Annotated in this window: 9 protein-coding genes; 3 read left to right on the forward strand and 6 right to left on the reverse strand. The window is 69.2% G+C overall.

Annotated elements, in window-relative coordinates:
* Positions 1 to 61: 61 nt before the first annotated feature.
* The 3 genes from ACWF79_RS31225 to ACWF79_RS31235 form a co-directional block, all read right to left on the reverse strand.
* Positions 62 to 1,591 (reverse strand): helix-turn-helix domain-containing protein, encoded by a 1,530-nt coding sequence (locus ACWF79_RS31225; protein ID WP_453731539.1) that lies wholly within the window; start codon positions 1,589 to 1,591, stop codon positions 62 to 64.
* A gap of 51 nt (positions 1,592 to 1,642) precedes the next feature.
* Positions 1,643 to 1,999, reverse strand: a complete 357-nt coding sequence (locus ACWF79_RS31230; protein ID WP_453731540.1) for a VOC family protein — start codon at positions 1,997 to 1,999, stop codon at positions 1,643 to 1,645.
* Between the two features lie 145 nt (positions 2,000 to 2,144).
* Complete coding sequence (locus ACWF79_RS31235) at positions 2,145 to 3,182, reverse strand: saccharopine dehydrogenase family protein (RefSeq protein ID WP_453731541.1); 1,038 nt, start codon at positions 3,180 to 3,182, stop codon at positions 2,145 to 2,147.
* Positions 3,183 to 3,322: 140 nt separating this feature from the next.
* Between ACWF79_RS31235 and ACWF79_RS31240 the strand changes: the two genes are divergently transcribed.
* Positions 3,323 to 4,324 carry a helix-turn-helix domain-containing protein gene (locus ACWF79_RS31240; protein ID WP_453731542.1) on the forward strand — a complete coding sequence of 334 codons (1,002 nt, stop codon included), beginning with the start codon at positions 3,323 to 3,325 and terminating at the stop codon, positions 4,322 to 4,324.
* Between the two features lie 149 nt (positions 4,325 to 4,473).
* Positions 4,474 to 7,191: an aconitate hydratase AcnA gene (gene acnA / locus ACWF79_RS31245; protein ID WP_453731543.1), complete on the forward strand. Its 2,718-nt coding sequence runs from the start codon at positions 4,474 to 4,476 to the stop codon at positions 7,189 to 7,191.
* Positions 7,192 to 7,303: 112 nt separating this feature from the next.
* Here acnA and ACWF79_RS31250 read toward each other — a convergent pair whose 3' ends face one another.
* The 3 genes from ACWF79_RS31250 to ACWF79_RS31260 all read right to left on the reverse strand — a co-directional run bounded on the left by ACWF79_RS31250 (position 7,304) and on the right by ACWF79_RS31260 (position 13,375).
* A complete protein-coding gene (locus ACWF79_RS31250) occupies positions 7,304 to 8,221 on the reverse strand; it encodes an FG-GAP repeat domain-containing protein (RefSeq protein ID WP_453731544.1) in 918 nt (305 codons plus the stop codon).
* 250 nt (positions 8,222 to 8,471) lie between these two features.
* A complete protein-coding gene (locus ACWF79_RS31255) occupies positions 8,472 to 9,401 on the reverse strand; it encodes an FG-GAP repeat domain-containing protein (protein WP_453731545.1) in 930 nt (309 codons plus the stop codon).
* Between the two features lie 155 nt (positions 9,402 to 9,556).
* Positions 9,557 to 13,375 (reverse strand): GH92 family glycosyl hydrolase, encoded by a 3,819-nt coding sequence (locus ACWF79_RS31260; protein WP_453731546.1) that lies wholly within the window; start codon positions 13,373 to 13,375, stop codon positions 9,557 to 9,559.
* Between the two features lie 388 nt (positions 13,376 to 13,763).
* Here ACWF79_RS31260 and ngcE point away from each other — a divergent pair, with 388 nt between their 5' ends.
* Positions 13,764 to 15,239 (forward strand): N-acetylglucosamine/diacetylchitobiose ABC transporter substrate-binding protein, encoded by a 1,476-nt coding sequence (gene ngcE, locus ACWF79_RS31265; RefSeq protein ID WP_453731547.1) that lies wholly within the window; start codon positions 13,764 to 13,766, stop codon positions 15,237 to 15,239.
* The last annotated feature ends 27 nt before the right edge of the window (positions 15,240 to 15,266 follow it).

Below are 15,266 nucleotides of genomic sequence, written 5' to 3' on the forward strand. Positions count from 1 at the left end.
GCCGCAGTCCATCACCTCCACCCGGAACGGGACCGGCGGCTCCCCGCACGTGGCTCGACCCTCAGATGTCCCGGAAGATCTCGATCTGCGCGCCCACCGAGTTCAGGCGCTCCGCCAGGTCCTCGTAGCCGCGGTTGATGACGTAGACGTTGCGCAGCACCGAGGTGCCCTCCGCGGCCATCATCGCGAGAAGGACGACCACCGCCGGGCGCAGGGCCGGGGGGCACATCATCTCGGCCGCGCGCCAGCGCGTCGGGCCCTCGACCAGGACGCGGTGCGGGTCGAGCAGTTGGAGGCGGCCGCCGAGGCGGTTGAGATCGGTCAGGTAGATCGCGCGGTTGTCGTAGACCCAGTCGTGGATCAGGGTCTTGCCCTGGGCCGTCGCCGCGATGGCCGCGAAGAACGGCACGTTGTCGATGTTCAGGCCCGGGAAGGGCATCGGGTGGATCTTGTCGATCGGGGCCTCCAGCTTGGAGGGCCGGACCGTCAAATCCACCAGGCGCGTACGGCCGTTGTCCGCCGCGTACTCCTGCGAGCGGTCGTGGTCGAGGCCCATCTCCTCCAGGACCGCGAGCTCGATCTCCATGAACTCGATCGGGACCCGGCGGATCGTCAGCTCCGACTCCGTCACCACCGCCGCGGCCAGCAGGCTCATCGCCTCGACCGGGTCCTCCGAGGGGGAGTAGTCCACGTCCACGTCGATCTGCGGGACGCCGTGCACGGTCAGCGTCGTCGTGCCGACGCCGTCCACCCGTACGCCCAGCGCCTCCAGGAAGAAGCAGAGGTCCTGGACCATGTAGTTGGAGGAGGCGTTGCGGATGACGGTCACACCGTCGTGGCGGGCCGCGGCCAGCAGCGCGTTCTCCGTCACCGTGTCACCGCGCTCGGTCAGCACGATCGGGCGGTCCGGGACCACGGACGATTCGACCTGCGCGTGGTAGAGGCCCTCGGTGGCCGTGACCTCCAGGCCGAAGCGGCGCAGCGCGATCATGTGCGGCTCGATCGTGCGCGTACCGAGGTCGCAGCCGCCCGCGTACGGCAGCTTGAAGCGGTCGAGGCGGTGCAGCAGCGGGCCGAGGAACATGATGATCGAGCGGGTACGGATCGCGGCCTCGGCGTCGATCGAGTCCATGTCCAGCTCGGCCGGCGGCACGATCTCCAGGTCGACGCCGTCGTTGATCCAACGGGTGCGCACGCCGATGGAGTTGAGGACCTCCAGGAGCCGGAAGACCTCCTCGATCCGGGCGACGCGGCGCAGGACCGTGCGGCCCTTGTTGAGGAGCGTGGCGCAGAGCAGCGCGACACACGCGTTCTTGCTCGTCTTGACGTCGATGGCCCCCGAGAGCCGGCGGCGGCCGACGACCCGCAGATGCATGGGGCCGGCGTAACCCAGGGACACGATCTCGCTGTCGAGCGCTTCGCCGATGCGTGCGATCATCTCAAGGCTGATGTTCTGGTTGCCACGTTCGATCCGGTTCACGGCGCTCTGGCTTGTGGCCAGGGCTTCGGCGAGCTGCGTCTGCGTCCAGCCACGGTGCTGACGGGCGTCACGGATGAGCTTGCCGATGCGTACGAGGTAGTCGTCTGCCATGGGCGTCACGTTATCTCAGATATGAGATGGGCCTCGCGTGGGGGTGGGCCATCAGGGTGACGAGCTGTGCGCAGTCGGGTGACGCGGTTCGTACAGCGGCAGTTCGGCGCCGCTCGGCAGCCGAACGGCGGCGAGCAGGCCCCAGCCCTGGTCGCTGATGGGCCGTGAGATCTCGGCGCCCCGGTCCTCGAGGGTGGTGAGCGTGCCGGTGATGTCCTCGCACATCAGATAGAACTCGTGCTTCGGCTCACCCGCCGTCGGGTGCACCGCGACCTCGGCGGGCGGCAGTCTGAAGATGAGCCACCCTTGGCCCGCGTCGACGTGGTCGAAGCCCACGACGTCCTTGAGGAAGGCCCGGTCGGCGTCCGCGTCCGGGGTGTAGAGAATCACATGCGCGCCGCTGAACATGTTCCGATCCTCGGCCGCCGCACGAGCCCCGGCAATCTCTTCGCGCCCGTACGGGTCGCCTCCTCACGCCGCCGCGTCCGCGCGGTGGTGGCTCGGGCGTGTCCCGTAGACCCGCTGGAAGGCCACCCGCCCCCCGCGCGCGGAGCTACAGCTCCAACTCAAGGTGCGCGGACAGGGCGCGGAGGAAGTCCGGCGCGTCGAACATCGCCCCGGCCGAGGCCACGCCGACCGTCCGGTCCCGGCCCGTGACCAGACGGTCGACCGCCTCGACGGCGAGCGGCGCGCTGACGGCGTAGATGTCCCGCCCGCTCGCCACGGCGCGCCGCTCCTCGCCGCCGGAGCGCACGACCACGTCGACGAGGAAGGTCTGCGCGGACCGCCCCCGCTCGTCGGCCGCCGCCGGCGCCGGGGTGTCGGCGGACGCCAGGTCCCTGGCCGCCTCGACGGCCATGTACGTACGGACCTCGGGCACGGACACGTGACTGGGGACGGTGACGACGTCGGCCATGGTGAAGTCGCCGATCACCGCCTTGACCCCGAGCGGCTCGGGGAAGGACCACTTCACGGTCGGCGGGGTGCCGTCCCCGTACTCCAGACGCCCCTTCGTGTACCGGACGTGCCGGCCGTCCCTGCGCTGCCGGGAGACCGCGCCCGCCGTGCGCGTCCCGGCCGTGGGGTGCCAGCTGCTCAGCCCGTACGCGACGTGGACCTCGTCGGCCGTCGTCCAGTCGCCCATCGCCGCGGTGACCAGCAGGTCGCCGAGGCCGCCGAAGAAGGCCATCGCGGGGACCACCGCCGTGCCCGCGGCCCGCGCGGGCTCCGCGAACCGGGCGAACGTGTCGGCGTTGGCCTCGATCTCGGCGGCCACGTCCACGTACGGGATCCCGGCCCGCAGCGCCGCCTGGATCACCGGGGCGGCCGTCGTGGCGAAGGGCCCGGCGCAGTTGATCACGGCCGCGGCGCCGGCCAGGGCCCGGTCGAGCGCGTCCGGGTCGTCGACCGAGGCGGGCCGGGCCTCGACGCCCGGAGGCGGCTCCGGCAGGGACGCCGCGAACGCCCGCAGCTTCTCCGCGTCGCGCCCCGAGAGGACGGGGACGAACCCGCGCTCCAGCAGTTCCGCCACCACGAAGCGCCCGGTGTGCCCGTAGGCCCCGAACACCACGACCGTCTGACCTGACCCCATGACATCCCCTTCGATTGCGTTCCGGTGGTTCGACCGGGTGTTTTCGATCCGGTACGGAGAGTCTGGCGGCGGCCGCCGATCGGCACGAGTGTCCGGAACGACACGCCCCGCACACTTCCGGACATGGGTACTGTCGCCCCATGGGTACTGTCGCGCTGGCCGTCACCGACGGAATGCTGCACTTCGAACTCTCCGTGGCGTACGAGGTGTTCGGCGACCCGCTCCACCGCCTCACCGTCCACGGCCCCGCCTCCGTCCGGTTCGGCAGGTTCCTGCTGGAGCCGGACGGCGGGTTCGCCGGTCTCGCCGACGCCGACACGGTGATCGTCCCCGGCTGGGCCGACGTCGACGTGGACCCGCCCGCCGAGCTGGTCGACGCGGTGCGCGCGGCCCACGAGGCGGGCGCCCGGGTGGCCTCGCTGTGCACGGGCGCGTTCGTGCTCGCCGCCGCCGGGCTCCTGGACGGGCGCCGCGCGACCACCCACTGGGCCCACACCGAGGTCCTGGCGGCCCGGTACCCCGAGGTGGAGGTCGATCCGGACGTCCTCTACGTCGACAACGGGAGCGTGCTCACCTCCGCCGGCAAGGCCGCCGCGATGGACCTGTGCCTGCACCTGGTCCGCCTCGACCACGGCTCGGCGTTCGCCAACACCGTCGCCCGCCGCCTGGTCGTGCCCCCGCACCGGGCCGGCGGCCAGGCCCAGTTCGTCACCGCCCCGGTCCCCGCCCAGGACGACCACCCGCTCGCCGACCTCTTCCCCTGGGTCCTCGAACGGCTCGACGAGCCGCTGACCGTGGAGGACCTGGCCCGCCGGGCGAACATGAGCTCCCGCCACCTGACCCGCCACTTCCGCGCGGTGACGGGCACCACCCCGCTGCAGTGGCTGCTGACCCAGCGGATCCGCCACGCCCAGGAGCTCCTGGAGGCGACCGGCGACAGCGTCGACGCCATCGCGACGGCCACCGGCATGGGCACGGCCACCACCCTGCGCCGCCACTTCAACCGCACGATCGGCGTCCCGCCGGACACGTACCGCCGCACGTTCCGCAGTGCGCGCTCCGGCGCGCACCCGGGAATGCCTCGGCCGGATGACGGCGATCACAGGCATGCCGGGCATGACCGAGCGGCGGGGATGCACTAGAGTTATCTCGACATCGAGATAACTGCTTACGGCGCACCGCAGCCGCCACCCGGTAAGGGTTACCTAACTAAGCCTTACCTTAGCGGATCGGCGAGGAGTCGTGGCGGCAGCATGGCGGTAATACGCGCACTTTGATGAAGGAGACTGTCGTGTCGGCGAACAGCTTCGACGCCCGCAGCACGCTGCGCGTGGGCGACGAGTCGTACGAGATCTTCAAGCTGGACAAGGTCGAGGGCTCCGCGCGCCTTCCCTACAGCCTGAAGGTGCTTCTGGAGAACCTCCTCCGCACCGAGGACGGCGCGAACATCACCGCCGACCACATCCGCGCCCTGGGCACCTGGGACTCGCAGGCCCAGCCGAGCCAGGAGATCCAGTTCACGCCGGCCCGCGTGATCATGCAGGACTTCACCGGTGTGCCCTGTGTCGTCGACCTCGCCACCATGCGTGAGGCCGTCAAGGAGCTCGGCGGCGACCCGGCGAAGGTCAACCCGCTCTCCCCGGCCGAGCTGGTCATCGACCACTCCGTCATCGCCGACAAGTTCGGCACGAAGGACGCCTTCGGCCAGAACGTCGAGCTGGAGTACGGCCGCAACAAGGAGCGCTACCAGTTCCTGCGCTGGGGCCAGACCGCCTTCGACGACTTCAAGGTCGTCCCCCCGGGCACCGGCATCGTCCACCAGGTGAACATCGAGCACCTGGCCCGTACCGTCATGGTCCGTAACGGCCAGGCGTACCCCGACACCCTCGTCGGCACCGACTCGCACACCACCATGGTCAACGGCCTCGGCGTGCTGGGCTGGGGCGTCGGCGGCATCGAGGCCGAGGCCGCCATGCTCGGCCAGCCGGTCTCGATGCTCATCCCGCGCGTCGTCGGCTTCAAGCTGACCGGCGAGCTGCCCGCCGGCACCACCGCCACCGACCTCGTCCTCACGATCACCGAGATGCTGCGCAAGCACGGTGTCGTCGGCAAGTTCGTCGAGTTCTACGGCGAGGGTGTGGCGGCCACGAGCCTCGCCAACCGCGCCACCATCGGCAACATGTCGCCGGAGTTCGGCTCCACCGCCGCGATCTTCCCGATCGACGGCGAGACCCTGAACTACCTGAAGCTCACCGGCCGTTCCGAGCAGCAGGTCGCGCTGGTCGAGGCGTACGCCAAGGAGCAGGGCCTCTGGCTGGACCCGTCCGCCGAGCCCGACTTCTCCGAGAAGCTGGAGCTCGACCTCTCCACGGTCGTCCCCTCCATCGCCGGCCCGAAGCGCCCGCAGGACCGCATCGTCCTCGCCGAGGCGGCCGCCCAGTTCGCCCAGGACGTCCGCAACTACGTGGACGACGTGGACGAGGCGGGCAAGGAGTCCTTCCCGGCCTCCGACGCCCCGGCCAACACGCCGAACGGCGCCCCGTCGAAGCCGGTCACCGTCACGGCTCCCGACGGCTCGACGTACGAGATCGACCACGGCGCCGTCACCGTCGCCGCGATCACCTCCTGCACCAACACCTCGAACCCGTACGTGATGGTCGCCGCCGCGCTCGTCGCGAAGAAGGCCGTCGAGAAGGGCCTGACCCGCAAGCCGTGGGTCAAGACCACCCTCGCCCCGGGCTCGAAGGTCGTCACCGACTACTTCGACAAGGCGGGCCTGACCCCGTACCTCGACAAGGTCGGCTTCAACCTCGTCGGTTACGGCTGCACCACCTGCATCGGCAACTCCGGCCCGCTGCCGGAGGAGGTCTCCAAGGCCGTCAACGAGCACGACCTCGCGGTCACCTCGGTCCTCTCCGGCAACCGGAACTTCGAGGGCCGCATCAACCCCGACGTCAAGATGAACTACCTGGCGTCCCCGCCGCTGGTCGTCGCGTACGCCCTCGCGGGTTCGATGAAGGTCGACATCACGAAAGACGCGCTCGGCACGGACACCGAGGGCAAGCCGGTGTACCTGGCGGACATCTGGCCCTCCGAGGCCGAGGTCAACGACGTCGTCGCCAACGCCATCGGCGAGGACATGTTCAACAAGTCCTACCAGGACGTCTTCGCGGGCGACGCCCAGTGGCAGGCGCTGCCGATCCCGACCGGCAACACCTTCGAGTGGGACACCGAGTCCACCTACGTCCGTAAGCCCCCGTACTTCGAGGGCATGACGATGGAGACCACCCCGGTCACCGACATCGTCGGCGCGCGTGTCCTGGCCAAGCTGGGCGACTCGGTCACCACCGACCACATCTCCCCGGCCGGCGCCATCAAGGCCGACACCCCGGCGGGCCAGTACCTGACGGAGCACGGCGTCGAGCGCCGCGACTTCAACTCGTACGGTTCCCGCCGAGGCAACCACGAGGTCATGATCCGCGGCACGTTCGCCAACATCCGCCTGCGCAACCAGATCGCGCCGGGCACCGAGGGCGGCTACACCCGCGACTTCACGAAGGAAGGCGCCCCCGTCTCCTTCATCTACGACGCCTCCCGCAACTACATCGAGCAGGGCACCCCGCTCGCCATCCTCGCGGGCAAGGAGTACGGCTCGGGCTCGTCCCGTGACTGGGCGGCCAAGGGCACCGCGCTCCTGGGCGTCAAGGCCGTCATCGCCGAGTCGTACGAGCGCATCCACCGCTCGAACCTCATCGGCATGGGCGTCCTCCCGCTCCAGTTCCCGGAGGGCGCCTCTGCGGCCTCCCTCGGCCTGACCGGCGAGGAGACCTTCTCCTTCACGGGCGTGACCGAGCTGAACAACGGCACGACCCCCCGCACGGTCAAGGTCACCACGGACACGGGCGTCGAGTTCGACGCGGTCGTCCGCATCGACACCCCCGGCGAGGCGGACTACTACCGCAACGGCGGCATCATGCAGTACGTCCTCCGCAACCTGATCCGCGGCTGACACCTCTGCTGACACACGAAGCGGGCCCCGCTCCTCGTAAGAGGAGCGGGGCCCGTTCGGTTTTCTTAGGGCCGCGCCGCTGGGGCGCGAGGCGTCAGGGACGCCCAGGCCGTCAGAAGATCAGGCGGTAGGTGTTCCAGCCGGTGCCGATCTTCGTGCGCGGCTTGAACGCCGGGGACGTGGAGCCCGTGCCCGGGTACAGCCACAGCACGCCCGCCGAGTCGCGCGCGACCAGGTCGGTGACGCCGTCGAAGTCGACGTCGCCGCTGGAGACGAAGGTGGGCAGGCTGTTCCAGCCGCTGCCGGCCTTGAAGCGGTTGCCGAACGGCTTGTGGTAGCTGCCCGTGCCCGGGTACACCCACAGGTTGCCCGACGAGTCGCGGGCGACCAGGTCGTTCTTGCCGTCGTTGTTCAGGTCGCCCTTGCCGGTGATCTGGGTCATGGAGCCCCAGCCGGTGCCGACCTTGACGCGCGGGGCGAACCTGCCGTTGCCGTACCCGAGGTACAGGTACAGGTTGCCGGAGCCGTCCCGGGCGAGCAGGTCACCCGCGATCGCGCCGCCGAGGTCGCCCACGGAGACGACCTTGTTGAAGACGCCCCAGCCGCCGCCGAGGTCCGTGGTGCCCTGGTCCCAGGCGGTGTAGTGCAGACGGCCGCCGGTGACGCCCCAGGCGCCGTCGCTCTCGCCGTCGCCGTTCTGGTCGGCCATGGTGAGGTGGTTCGTGTACTCCCAGCCGTGGCCGACGTACTGGCGGTCGGCGAAGCCGCCGGTGCCGTTCGGCATGTAGGAGTACATGAAGCCGTCCCGGTCCACGCCGCGCAGCTCGCCGTCGGCGGTGGCGGACGCGCCCTCGGTGGCGAAGGTGCCCGCCGCCGGCGCCTTGGCGCCGGTCGCCGAGGCCGCGGTGCGCGGCTGCGGCTGGTCGGCCGCGACCGCGGCCGTGGTGGTGGACACCAGAGCCGCGGTTATCGCCGCGACGGTGACACGGGAGAGGATTCCCGTGGTGTTCAGGCCAGAAGACTTGGCCACGTAGTTCTCCATCTGTGGTCGAAAGACGTGGTCCGCCGACACCCGTCGAGGGCGCGGCGGACCACTCATACCCCCTGATCTTTGCACAAGATATTCACGTGCCAACTGGTTTGTGACACAGCTGTTTCGGAAAGGTTCATGCGCCTGTTCTGGCGGCTGCGATCTCCCTGTCGGTGCGACGAAGCGGGCCCCGCTCCTCCGGAGAGGAGCGGGGCCCGTTCGTCTGTTCGTCAGGCGCCGAGAGCGGCCGTCAGAACATGAAGCGGTAGGTGTTCCAGCCGCCGGTGCCGATCAGGGCCTTGGCCTTGAAGGGGGCCGCGGCGCTGCCGGTGCCCGAGTAGCGGTAGAGCTTGCCGGCCGTGTCACGCGCGATCAGGTCGGCGCGGCCGTCGAGGTCCAGGTCGCTGACGCCCACGAGGCTGTTGAAGGCGTTCCAGCCGCCACCGATCTTGGTGCGGGCCGCGAACGGGGCCTTGTAGTTGCCGGTGCCCTTGTACAGCCACAGCACGCCCGAACCGTCGCGCGCCACGATGTCGGCCTTGCCGTCACCGCTCAGGTCGTCGACGCCGGCGATCTGGGTGTACTGGCCCCAGCCGCCACCGACCAGCGAGCGGCCGGTCAGCTTGCCGTCGCCGTAGCCGAGGTAGATGTAGAGGTTGCCCTTGGCGTCGCGGCCGAGCATGTCCGGAGCCGCCGCGCCACCGAGGTTGCCCGGGACCAGGACCTTGTTGTAGATGTTCCAGCCCTTGCCCACGCTGATGCCGCTGTCCTCGACATCGCCGTTGGCGTAGACGAGTTCGCCCTCGTTGGTCCAGGCCCAGAGGTCGTCGGCGACACCGTCGCCGTCGTTGTCGGCCTGCTGGGCGTTCTTGAAGATGTCCCAGACGTCCGTGATGTGCTCACGGGCCTCGTAGCCGCCCGTGGTGTTCGGCGCGTAGTAGTACAGGTTGGGGCCGGAGACGGCGCCCAGCACGCGGTAGTCCGGCTCGGCGGACGTCGCCGTGGCGCTCGCCTTCGGCGCCGCGAAGGAGTTGGCGGCCGCGGAGACGGCCTTCTCCGCGGGCGTCGGCGCCTCGGCCGCCACGGCGCTCGTGGTCGTGGCGACCAGGGCCGCCGTTATCGCCGCGACCGTGACACGGGAAAAGATGCCCGTGGTGTTCAGGCCAGAAGAGTTGGCCACGTGCACTCCAATTTCTCTGCGGAAATGGGTCCGCCGCACCCCCCCCCGAGGGGTGCGGCGGACCACTGATGCCCTTGGATCCTTGCACGGGATTTTCACAGGGCTATGGGTTTGTGACAGAACTGTTTCGGAAAGGTGCTGGAGTTTGCCCGGAGTTAGCCGAGCAGCTCCACCTCCGCCAACTTCGCCTCGCCGCCGAGGACCAGACGGTAGGTCGTGTACGAACCCGGTGCCCGGATCGTGAACGCCCTCGTCTGGCGGTCCCAGGTGAAGGACTCACTCGCCCGCCTGTCCAGATCCGTCCACTTCTGTCCATCGGTCGACCCCTGCAGCACCCACCCCGACGGCGCCGCGTCCGCAGCCGCCGACGTCAGCGTGTACTGCACCGCCCGGGTCCTCGAAGCGACCGGCAGCTCCACCGACGTCACCGTCGCCGATGTCGCCGAGGTGTTGTCGACCAGCGGGCCCGTGCCCGTGGTCGCGTCCTCGCGCGGCGACGGCGTCTTGCCGTCCGGCGTGATCGAGACCGGCCCGGAGTGCTTGCCCGTGCCCCAGGACGACGGCCTCGGGCCCATGTCGAACGTCAGCGTGCCGCCCCGCGCCAACAGGTCGTGCGGGAGCGCGGTGGAGTTCCAGCGCTTGCCGTTCAGCTTCACGCCCTGCACGTAGACGTTCCTCGCGCTGTTGCGCGGCGCCTCGACCACCAGCTTCCGCCCGCTGTCCAGGTGGAGCGTCGCCTTCGAGAAGAGCGGCGAGCCGATCGTGTACTCCCCGCTGCCCATCACCAGCGGGTAGAAGCCCAGCGCGGAGAAGAGGTACCAGGCGGACTGCTCGCCGTTGTCCTCGTCGCCGTGGTAGCCCTGCCCGATCTCGCTGCCCGTGTACAGACGGGAGAGCACCTCCCTGACCTTCTCCTGCGTCTTCCAGGGCTGCCCGGCCGCGTTGTACATGTACGGGACGTGGTGGGCCACCTGGTTGGAGTGCCCGTACATGCCCATCCGGACGTCCCGGGCCTCCGTCATCTCGTGGATGACGCTGCCGTACGAGCCGACGAACTCCGGGCTCGCCGTCTCCGGCGTCGAGAAGTACGTGTCCAGTTTCTCCCCGAGACCGCCACGGCCGCCGTACAGCTGCGCCAGGCCCCGCGAGTCCTGCGGCGCCGTGAACGCGTAGCCCCAGCCGTTCGTCTCCGTGTAGTCGTGGCCCCAGATCCTCGGGTCGTAACGTTCCGACGGCACCCGCCACTCGCCCTTGAGGTCGCGGCCCTGGAAGAAGCCGGCCTTGCTGTCGAAGAGCGAGACGTAGCTCTGCGCGCGCGAGAGGAAGTACGCAGCCTCCTCCTGGTACCGCTTCTCGCCGGTCTTCTTGTGCAGCGCCTGCGCCATCCTCGCGATGCCGTAGTCGTTGAGGTACCCCTCCAGCGACCACGAAAGACCCTCGTGCGTCTCGGTCGACGCGTAGCCCAGGAAGGGAGACGTCTCCATCCCCTTCCGGCCCACGCCCCGGCTCGGCGGCACGACCGTGGCGTTCTTCAGCGCCGCCTCGTACGCCGCCTCCGCGTCGAAGTCCACGCCCTTGACGAACGCGTCCGCGAACGCCACGTCCGAGGACGTGCCGGTCATCAGGTCGGCGTAGCCGGGGGAGGACCAACGGGAGATCCAGCCGCCGTCCTTGTACTGCTGCACGAAGCCGTCGACCAGCTCGCCCGCCTTCTTCGGGGTGAGGAAGGAGTACGCCGGCCAGGTCGTGCGGTAGGTGTCCCAGAAGCCGTTGTTGACGTACACCTTTCCGTCGACGACCTTCGCCCCGGTGTGGGTCGGCGTGTCCTGGCCCGTCATCGGAGAGAAGGGGCTCGCGTACTTGTACGTCGCGCCCACCTTCTCGAAGCCCGAGTTCGGGTAGAGGTACAGGCGGTAGAGGCTGGAGTAGAGCGTCACCAGCTGGTCGTGATCGGCGCCCTCGACCTCCACCCGCCCGAGGATCCGGTCCCAGGCGTCCTGCGCCCGCTCCTTCACGTCCTCGAAGCGGCTGCCCGCCGGGAGCTCGTCCGCGAGGTTCGCCTTCGCCTGGTCGACCGAGATCAGCGAGGTGGCCAGACGGAGCGTCACCGTGCGGTCCGCGCCCGCGTCGAGGCGGACGTGTCCCTTCACGCCCTGCGCGGCGGAGCCGGTGACCGGCGCGTCGAAGACGCCGTACACGAACATCCGGGTGGCACCGGTCGACAGCCCGCTCTTGACGTCCGAGAAGCCGGTGAAGGAGCTCGTCGCCGGGTCGAGCGTCAGGCCGCCCTGCTCGGTGACGTTGTCGAAGACGACGCTCGCGTCCTCACCCGGATAGGTGAAGCGCATCATCGCCGCGTGGTCCGTCGGGGTCATCTCGGCCTTCAGGCCGTTCTCGAAGGTGACGCCGTAGTGGTGCGGGCGGGCCGTCTCCTTCTTGTGGCGGAAGGCGAGCGCCCGCGCCGTCCGGTCCGTCGCCGGGGCGCCGGCCGCCGCCGAGGGCATCACCTGGAAGGTCTGCCGGTCGCCCATCCAGGGGCTCGGCTCATGGCTCGCCGCGAAGGCCTGCACCGTCGGCAGGTTGTCCGCGTTGTTGCCGCGCGCGTACTCGTACAGCCAGCTCTGGGAGGCCGCGTTGGTCACCGGCGTCCAGAAGTTGAAGCCGTGCGGGACCGCCGTCGCCGGGAAGGTGTTGCCGCGCGAGAACGAGCCGCTGGAGTTCGTGCCCCGGGTGGTCGAGGCGTAGTCGGAGAGCCGGGCGAGCCGCTTCTGCGGCGCCTTCGGCTTCAGGCTGATGTCGTCGATCCAGCCCTGGAACTTCGCCGGGCCCTTGGGGGAGTCGTACGCCACCAGGATCCGGTCCACGGTCTTGCCGGCCGCGACCGCGCCGATCCGCGCCGACACCTGGTTCCACTGGTTGACGTAGAGCCGCTTGGCGGCGCCCTGGCCCTGCGGGGACAGCGCCCCGCCGTGCGAGTCGGTGGCCCGCAGTTCACTCAGATGGGTGCCGTCGGTGAACGCCAGGTCCACGGACACGTGCGTGGCGGGGTAGTTGAGGTCCGTCTCGGGGAGCGACGGGAAGATCCGGTACGACAGCTCGGTGTCCCGCTCGATCCGGGTGTCGACGTCGAAGATCCGGTTGTACGAGTACGCCCGCCCGGCCGGCTTGTGCGTACCGGCGTAGCGCAGCGCCCGCGTTCCGGTGAAGCCCGCGTTCGCCTTGGCGGTCGGCGACCCGCCGGGGCCGCGGTCGACATGGCTGCGCATCTCCTCGGGCACGGGGGCCGAGGTGTCCCCGTTCGAGAACTGAACGTCGGCCAATTGGGTGAGATTCGCGCCGGCGTTCTTCGTGATCTCCAGGCGGTAGTGGGCGTACGCCGTGTCGCCCGCGAAGTCGAACGTCCTGGTCTCGAACCGCTTGGCGAAGCTCTGGCCGGACCGGGTGTCGAGGACCGTCCACTCCTTGCCGTCCGCCGAGCCCTTGAGGGTCCAGTCGCGCGGGTCGCGCTCGGCCGCGTCGTTCGCCGAGGTCAGCGCGTACGTGACCACCTTGGAGGGTTCGTCGAGGTCGAATTCGATCCAGGCCGTGGGCTCGAAGACCAGCCATTTGGTGGAGGGCTGCAGATCGACCAGGTTCTCCTTGGTCTCTCCCGAGCCGGCGTTCTCGCCGCTGGCCCGCAGCCTCACCACCTTGTCGGTGACATTGCCCGGTATTCCACTGGCGAAGCCGCCGTCGACCCCCGACGCCCTGGGGGTGCCGTCCGCCGCGACGTCCACCGAGTTACGCCAGGTGGGATGAGTTTCGTCCGATTCGAAGGAGGTGGTGAACTCCCGGGAGGAAGTGTCCGTTTGGCCGGGAAGTGCCTGTGCCACCGAGGGCGCAGAACTCAGTACCAATGCCGTCGACGCGAGCAGCGCGGCGGCTCTGAGACGGGCGTTCCGGGACCGTGATCGGGTGCGAATTCTGGGCTCCATGCCGTGCCGCCACTCCTGCCACTGGAATTGGACAACGTTGTCATCTGCATGACGCAGGCTCCAGTAGGGGGTCAAGTGGAAGGCGGTGTCAAGGGTGTTGACGGCAAGTCGGGGGATGAAACGGCACTAATACGTCGTCATAATCCGCGAGGTCTCAACTCGGGAAAGACTGACGCGCAAACCGGCTTTCGATCTTGCTCCGAAGAAGGGAAGTGGACTATACCTGTCGGCGTCCGGACCGTCGTACCACTCACCCGACGGCACGACGCCTGTACGTGTACGACCCAAGCTGCATTCGAATGCGGTGGCGGGGCCCTTCGCCTGTGGCGAGCAGATAACGGGCGACCGGTACACCGCCTGAGTCCTGAATGAAGGCGAGGACTTGAGCATGGGATCCACCTCCGCGCACGACCCCTCCGCGCACGACCACTCCGCGCAGAACAACGAGGGCATCGGCCGCCGCGGTCTGATCAAGCGCTCCGCCGCTCTCGGTCTGATCTCGGTGCCGACGATGAGCTTCCTCTCCGCCTGTGCCACCGGTGGCGGTGGCGGCGAGAAGAGCCCGAAGGCGGCGGGCGGCGAGAAGACCGCGAAGAACCCGCTCGGCGTCAAGCAGGGCGCCGCTCTGGAGGCGTTCATCTTCAAGGGCGGTCTGGGCGACCAGTACGCCAAGGACGCGGAGGCCGACTACAAGGCCACCTACGGCGCCGAGGTCAAGCACACCGGCACCCAGCAGGTCGGCCCCAAGCTGACCCCGCGGTTCGCGGGCGGCAACCCGCCGGACGTCATCGACAACTCCGGCGCCGACCACCTGGACATGAACAAGCTCTCCACCCAGGGCCAGCTCCAGGACCTGAACGAACTGCTCGACGCGGCCTCCATGGACGACCCGGCGAAGAAGGTCCGCGACACCATCCACCCGAGCACCATCGAGAAGGGCAGGCACGGCGACAAGTTCGACGTGCTCTACTACGCCTTCACGATCTACGGCACCTGGTACTCGCAGAAGCTCCTGGAGTCCAAGGGCTGGGCGTACCCCAAGACCCTGGACGAGATGGTCACGCTCTGCGGCGAGATCAAGAAGGCCGGCATCGCCCCCTGGACGTACGCCGGCAAGTACCCGTACTACGTCCACTTCAACCTCTTCGCCCAGATCGCCAAGATCGGCGGCATGGAGAAGTGGATCGCGATCGACAACCTCGAGCCCAACGCGTGGACCAGCAACGACGCGGTCAAGGAGGTCGTCGAGCACTACGAGGAGCTGGCGGCCAAGAAGTACTTCCTCGAAGGCAGCCAGGGCCTGACCCACATCCAGTCCCAGACCGCCTGGAACAAGGGCAAGGCCGTCTTCATCCCGAACGGCTCCTGGGTCGAGAACGAGGCCGCCCCGACCACGCCGCCGGACTTCGGCATGGCGGTGGGCGCCCTCTTCGACGGCACCGGCGACAAGATGCCGCACGGCACCCTGCGCGCCGAGCCGAGCGAGCCGTACCTGGTCTCGGCCAAGGGCAAGAACCCGGCCGGCGGTATGGAGCTGCTGCGCATCATGCTCTCCAAGAAGCACGCGCAGAACTTCGCCACCAAGGTGAAGTCCCTGACCTGTGTCATGGACGCCACCGAGGGCATGACCCTCTCGCCGGGACTGGCCTCGGCCAGCAAGGTCTTCAAGGAGGCCGGCACCAACCTGATCAGCCTTCAGCTGCAGGAGTGGTACCCGGCGCTCACCGACGAGAAGATCGGCGGTCTGACCGGCCAGCTGCTCACGGGTGAGCTCAAGGCTGCCGACTGGATCAAGAGGACGCAGGAGGAGTGCGACAAGGTGGCCAAGGACAGCTCGGTCGCCAAGTTCAAGCGCACCGCCTGACGAGCCCGATCCGCAAGCCCGCAACAA

The organism is Streptomyces sp. NPDC054975 (genome assembly GCF_053609105.1).

Bases quoted from the DNA above. Each gene is read 5' to 3' on its own strand.
- ACWF79_RS31230 (WP_453731540.1), bottom strand. From the start codon at position 1,999: ATGTTCAGCGGCGCGCATGTGATTCTCTACACCCCGGACGCGGACGCC.
- ACWF79_RS31235 (WP_453731541.1), bottom strand. From the start codon at position 3,182: ATGGGGTCAGGTCAGACGGTCGTGGTGTTCGGGGCCTACGGGCACACC.
- ACWF79_RS31240 (WP_453731542.1), top strand. From the start codon at position 3,323: ATGGGTACTGTCGCGCTGGCCGTCACCGACGGAATGCTGCACTTCGAA.
- ACWF79_RS31260 (WP_453731546.1), bottom strand. From the start codon at position 13,375: ATGGAGCCCAGAATTCGCACCCGATCACGGTCCCGGAACGCCCGTCTC.
- ngcE (WP_453731547.1), top strand. From the start codon at position 13,764: ATGGGATCCACCTCCGCGCACGACCCCTCCGCGCACGACCACTCCGCG.
- ACWF79_RS31225 (WP_453731539.1), bottom strand. From the start codon at position 1,591: ATGGCAGACGACTACCTCGTACGCATCGGCAAGCTCATCCGTGACGCC.